The 4,828-nt window shown below is 70.9% G+C and carries 5 protein-coding genes and 1 pseudogene; 5 read left to right on the forward strand and 1 reads right to left on the reverse strand.

All coding sequences use genetic code 11. The features are described from left to right. From AB0442_RS41850 to AB0442_RS41860, 3 genes are all read left to right on the forward strand, one after another. On the forward strand, positions 1–1,479 hold a 1,479-nt coding region (locus tag AB0442_RS41850), incomplete at its 5' end, for an SUKH-4 family immunity protein (protein ID WP_366168759.1). A gap of 15 nt (positions 1,480–1,494) precedes the next feature. Then, entirely contained in the window at positions 1,495–2,376 is an 882-nt protein-coding gene (locus tag AB0442_RS41855) for a nucleic acid/nucleotide deaminase domain-containing protein (RefSeq protein ID WP_366168760.1), read from the forward strand. Positions 2,377–2,714: 338 nt separating this feature from the next. Next, the gene (locus AB0442_RS41860; RefSeq protein WP_366168761.1) at positions 2,715–2,942 is read left to right on the forward strand and encodes a hypothetical protein; all 228 of its coding nucleotides are present in this window, start codon (positions 2,715–2,717) and stop codon (positions 2,940–2,942) included. A gap of 10 nt (positions 2,943–2,952) precedes the next feature. Here the strand turns inward: AB0442_RS41860 and AB0442_RS41865 are convergent. Continuing rightward, a pseudogene (locus AB0442_RS41865) lies at positions 2,953–3,437 on the reverse strand (nuclear transport factor 2 family protein). A gap of 97 nt (positions 3,438–3,534) precedes the next feature. Here AB0442_RS41865 and AB0442_RS41870 point away from each other — a divergent pair. Beyond that, a complete protein-coding gene (locus AB0442_RS41870; protein ID WP_366168762.1) occupies positions 3,535–3,927 on the forward strand; it encodes an immunity 49 family protein in 393 nt (130 codons plus the stop codon). Positions 3,928–4,279: 352 nt separating this feature from the next. Next, positions 4,280–4,663, forward strand: coding sequence for a hypothetical protein (locus AB0442_RS41875; protein ID WP_366168764.1), 384 nt, complete (start codon positions 4,280–4,282; stop codon positions 4,661–4,663). Positions 4,664–4,828 lie beyond the last annotated feature (165 nt).

Below are 4,828 nucleotides of genomic sequence, written 5' to 3' on the forward strand. Positions count from 1 at the left end.
AACACCAAACCCCTCTCCCCCACCCCCCCCCTCTCCCCTTGGGGGGGGTCCCCCCCCGGCCCCCACCCCGACCACGTCGAGTCCTACGCGCTGAGGTTCGGCATCGGACACGCCCTGGCCGGAGGCGTGCTGGACGAATGGCTCGCGGACGTCCGGGTCCTGGTCCTCGGCGATCCCCAAGCCCTGGCCGAGGCCGTTGCTGCGGCCGACCGGGACGGTCAGGACCGGGCCGCAGGCACGTCCGCCGTGCAGCGCCGTCGCGTCGTCGCCGAAGCGGTCAGGTTGTACCGAACCGCAGCCCGGTGCAACGTTGCCGAGTGGGTGTCACGACTGCGGTTCGCCGCGCAGATGTGGGGCGCCGAGGACCTGGTCCACGCCTTGGACGGGCTGGGCCTGCAACTCCCTTGGCGGGCGGACTGGGCCCGCTGGCGGCCCCTCGGCGCGTTCGACACCCGCGCCTTCGCGCAGGGGTGGACCGGGCCCGTCGAGGTCGCCGGTCTCCGCCCGGCCGCCGACGGCGGTGAAGCGGACGAGGTCTGCCTGCAATCGCTCTACGACGGCCTCCACCGTTGGTACTCACTGGCCGACGGCGCGCAGATCGGCGAGGCCGAGGCGGAACCCCCCGCCGGGCCGGGGCCGGCGGCAGAAGCCGCAGAGCGAGCCGAGGACGCCACCACGGTCGAGGTCGTGCACGACTTCGACCTGCTCAAGGTGAGGGTCACCGGGCCCGCCGGTGCCCGCGTCCACGCCCTCTGCACGCCCTACCCCGGTGCCCGGATGCATCCCCTGCCCGGCGGCCGGGTGCTGCTCGCCGGTCACAGCGGGGCGGCCGTCGTCACGTTCGACCCGACCGTCTCCACGCCGGTTCAGCAACCGCGGACCACGGCGCCGAACCTGCTGCCGCCCGACGGCATGTGGGTCCCGCCCCTGCAGGCCGACACCGACCTGACCCGCTACTACTACGGCGGCGTCGTACGCGCCGACCGCGAGCGTCTCGGCGGCGCGGCAGAGAGGCAGGACGTCGCCCACGTGCTGTGCGCCGTGGGTCTGCCGGGCTTCCCCGTCTTCTGGCGCGGTACCGCCGACTTCCTCGCGACCCCGCGCACGCTGGCGGACTACCAGGAGGAACTGGGCGAGCCGGCCTCGGCGGACGATACCGGCCTCACCGTTCTGGCCCTGTCCGCGGACGGGGAGACGCCACTGTGTGTCGAACACGCAACCGGCCGGGTCGTCCAGGCGGAAACCTCCGAACCGGACCTGGTCAACACCTCGGTCGAGCGCTTCGCGGCCTGCCAGGCCCTCACCTCGTGGGCACTGTCCGTCTCCGCGGTCCGCCAGATCCCGGAGCGGTACGAGTTCCTGGACTTCCTCCGCGCCTCACTCACCCGGATCGACCCGGAAGCCGCCGAGGACCAGGGCGCCGACTGGTGGTGGTTCCAAGCGGTGGGGGACGAGACCTCCTACACGCTCTACGGCTAGGCGGGGGAAGGTCTGATGGGAAGGCTGCGGCAGGAGGAGAGATCGGTGTTGAGGACCGGGCCGGGTTATTCGGCAGCAGTGAAGTTTCTTACACCCCAAGGTGAGGAGAAGTCCGAGGTCGCCCGCAGCGGCCCCGGGCTGCCCCATCCGGAGTGGCAGTTGCAGCAGCGGCTGGAATCGCTCGGCATCGCTGCCGGTGACGTCCTGGAGCTGTACACGGAGTTGCAGGTCTGCGAGCTGCCGGGTGGCAATTGCGCAGCTCAGGTGCGCCGCTGGTGGCCGGACGTGAAACTGTCTCACTCCGCGGAATACGGTGCGGAGGAAGCTTCGCGGCAGCGCGGTCTCGCAGCCCTGCGCGCGCACATCGTCGACTCCGGGCGCAGGCGTGGATTCGTGGTCGACGTCGAGACCCGCCGCCTGCCGTTCCCCATCACGACGGACAGCGGTGCGGTGCGGTCGGACCCGGTCGGCCCGGCACTTCCGCCCTTCTTCGAGCCGGCTGCTGAGGAAGGCATCCTTCTGCTCGACCAACTCGAGGCCGAGGGTGCGACTGTCACCGAGCCCGTTGCGGAACGCTTTGCCGAGCGCGGATACGTGCGCCTGGGTACCGACTTCGGCCGGGATCTGTGTGTGACTCCGGAAACCGGCGAGGTTTGGGCCGTAGGCCGGCGACTCGGCAGCGTGAGGTACGCGAACCGCAGTACTGGACAGTTCGCGTCCTGTCTCGACCTGTTGCGCTCCTCCTGGCCCCAGCGGCGAGGCCTGGACCCTGGCGAGGCGGCCCGGCACACGGCAGACTTCCAGCAGGCTCTGGCTGCACTTGACGGTACGGTCTTCGACGGCAGCGAGAACTGGTGGTCGGTAGTGGTCGAGCAGATGTGGGACGGACTGCTCTGAGATACTGACCCTCCATTCGGCGACTTGCACATGTGTTCGACTCCGTTCTTGGGAAGTGGCTGTTGTCGCACGGCGAGTACTGCGACATGACATTCGTCGACTTCGCGTCGGACGACGAGCTCTACGCGTACCTCCGGAAGGTGTACGACTACCTCTTCCTCGACTCCGGCGAGGTGCCGGTCCCTCCGGACTGAAGCCCGTCCGGCAGGGCCGTTGGCGCCCGACAGAGCGAGCCTGCGACTGAGGGAGGGACCGGGGATGGCGCCGTGGACGTTCCGGTGACGGTGGACTGCGACGGGCTGCACCTGGAGGAGGTGTAGGTCCGGGCACTGCGGGCAGTGCGCGAGGGCGGGGCGTCGAGTGTGCTGCTGAAGATCGTCCTGCTGCACCGGGCGGCGCTGTCCGCGCCGGTGCTGCTCGGCTACTACGACGGGTACGACCTCGAATGCGCCGTCGCCGGCTGGGTCGCGACCGTCGACCCGGTGGCGGCCGGCGGCAGCTTCTGGCAGGAGCGCTGTTTCGTCCCCTCGCTGTACGACCTCTGGACGGAGCGGAACAGCCGGTGAGGGCGCGCCGTCAGCCCCGGTCGGCCGGGGCCTCGGCCGGGTCCTCGGGCGGGGCGAGCCGTTCGGTGGAGCCGCCGAAGGGGAGGTGGACGGTGCGGGTGGCGAGCAGCCGGCGGCCGTCCTCCCGGCGGACGGTGTCCTCGTCATGGCCGCCGTTGGGGGGAGTCGGGGTGGCAGCATGCCGCTCGTCCAGCCGTCGACCCGGTAGGTGGCGAAGCAGGAGGTGGCCGTTGCCGTGGCCGTGGCCGTGGTCGGGGAGCGGACGTCGACCAGGACGTTGCTGCACAGCCGGCGGGACAGGCGGTCGGCGGGCCGGGAGGCGAAGTAGCTCCGCAGGGCGTCGCGGTCTTCGATGCGGCGTTCGCCCACCGGCCACTCCCAGACCCCGTCAGGGGTGAACAACTCGGCGGCGGTGCCGGGTTCGCCCAGGTCGAGGCGGTGCGGGAAGTCGATGAGCGGGCGCTCGCAGGCGTGTTCGGCCAGGAGCCGGTCCAGGGGGTCCGGCGTTTCGTTCGTCGTCTCCGGTTTCCACCGGGCGGGAGGGGGTGAGGACGAACCGATTTCCTGTCCCACGGTTCAACGTCCGACCTGGGTGGGTGCACTGCAGGCGTTCTGGGCGGAGCGGTCCGAGTTGGGCGAGAAGCTCGCCGAGGCGATCGAGGGGACCGACCCGGAGGTTGCGGTGGTCGCCGGGCGCGAGCTGGTCCTCCTCCAGCTGCTCCATCCGCCGATCGGGGCGTTCTTCCAGTTCCTTCGGCAGGACGCCGAGGCTTTGAACGAGGCCCTGGTGGAGCGGCTCGAACTGCACCGGCGCCACTGGACGGCGGACGAGGAGCGGGCGGAGGACTGCGACGGGTGCGTGGCCCTCGCCCTGCTCGGCGTCGCCTGCCTGGCCCACGACGTCGGTCTGCCGATCGAGGTGGGTTCCGCGTACCTGCCCGAGTACTTGGTCCGTCGGAGTCGGGTCGGCGGGTTCGCCAGCTGAGGCTCGCTGTACGGCCCCGGGGCGCAGCGGACCGGGTGGTGGCGGTCCCTGTCGGGCGCGTTCGGCCGGCAGGCACTCCAGGTCGTTCGTGGTGGTGTTCGTCGTCTCCGGTTTCCAGCAGTCCGCACGGTCGGCCGGGGAGTGGTTGTTCCGCGTGCGGACCGGGTGTTGACACGATGTGGAGCGCGAGAGTCCGGTTAGGTGGGGGTCGTGCGAAGTGTCCGCCCACGGTGCCGCCGGCCGGCTGTCCGGCCGTAGGATCGTGCGGTTGACGGGTAGTGGGACAGTCGGAGACCGGTTCGCATCGCACGGGTCGAACGCTGTCGCAGTCGTACGGGGGACGGGGATTTCGGTGGCGCAGCAGCAGATCGTTGTCGACGAGGGGAATCTGCGGTCCCAGGGCCGGAACCTCGAGTCGGTCGGCAAGGACTTCCAGGCGGCCGCTGACCGGATGAAGTCCCGGCTGGAGGCCCTGGAGGGCGGCAGCGAGCCCCCGTGGGGCGACGACGACCTCGGCGAGAAGTTCGGCATCGTCTACGAGGGCCTGCGCGACGGCATGCAGGAGTCCATGGACTCGCTGGCGCAGCGGCTCGGCGAGATGGGCCAGAAGCTCCAGGCGATGGCCGACAACCACGAGGCGAACGAGGCCGACACGACCGGCCGGCTGGACGCCCTCGGCGGCCGCACGGACGCGCTGGGCAACGAGATCCACACCATGTACCGCCCGCAGGTGTGACGGGCGCGCGCCCGCCTGCCGATCGTCCGTCATCGTCACTCCCGTGTCCGGACGGCGCGGGAATCCGCTAGGGGGAACTGACTCGTGTCGCTGATGCTGCCGGACGGCCTTGAGTGGGTCCTGGAGATGCTCGGCTTCGACTGGCCGAAGGCGGACGAGGACAAG

The sequence above is a fragment of the Kitasatospora sp. NPDC085895 genome, assembly GCF_040702125.1.
Classification (GTDB): domain Bacteria; phylum Actinomycetota; class Actinomycetes; order Streptomycetales; family Streptomycetaceae; genus Kitasatospora; species Kitasatospora arboriphila.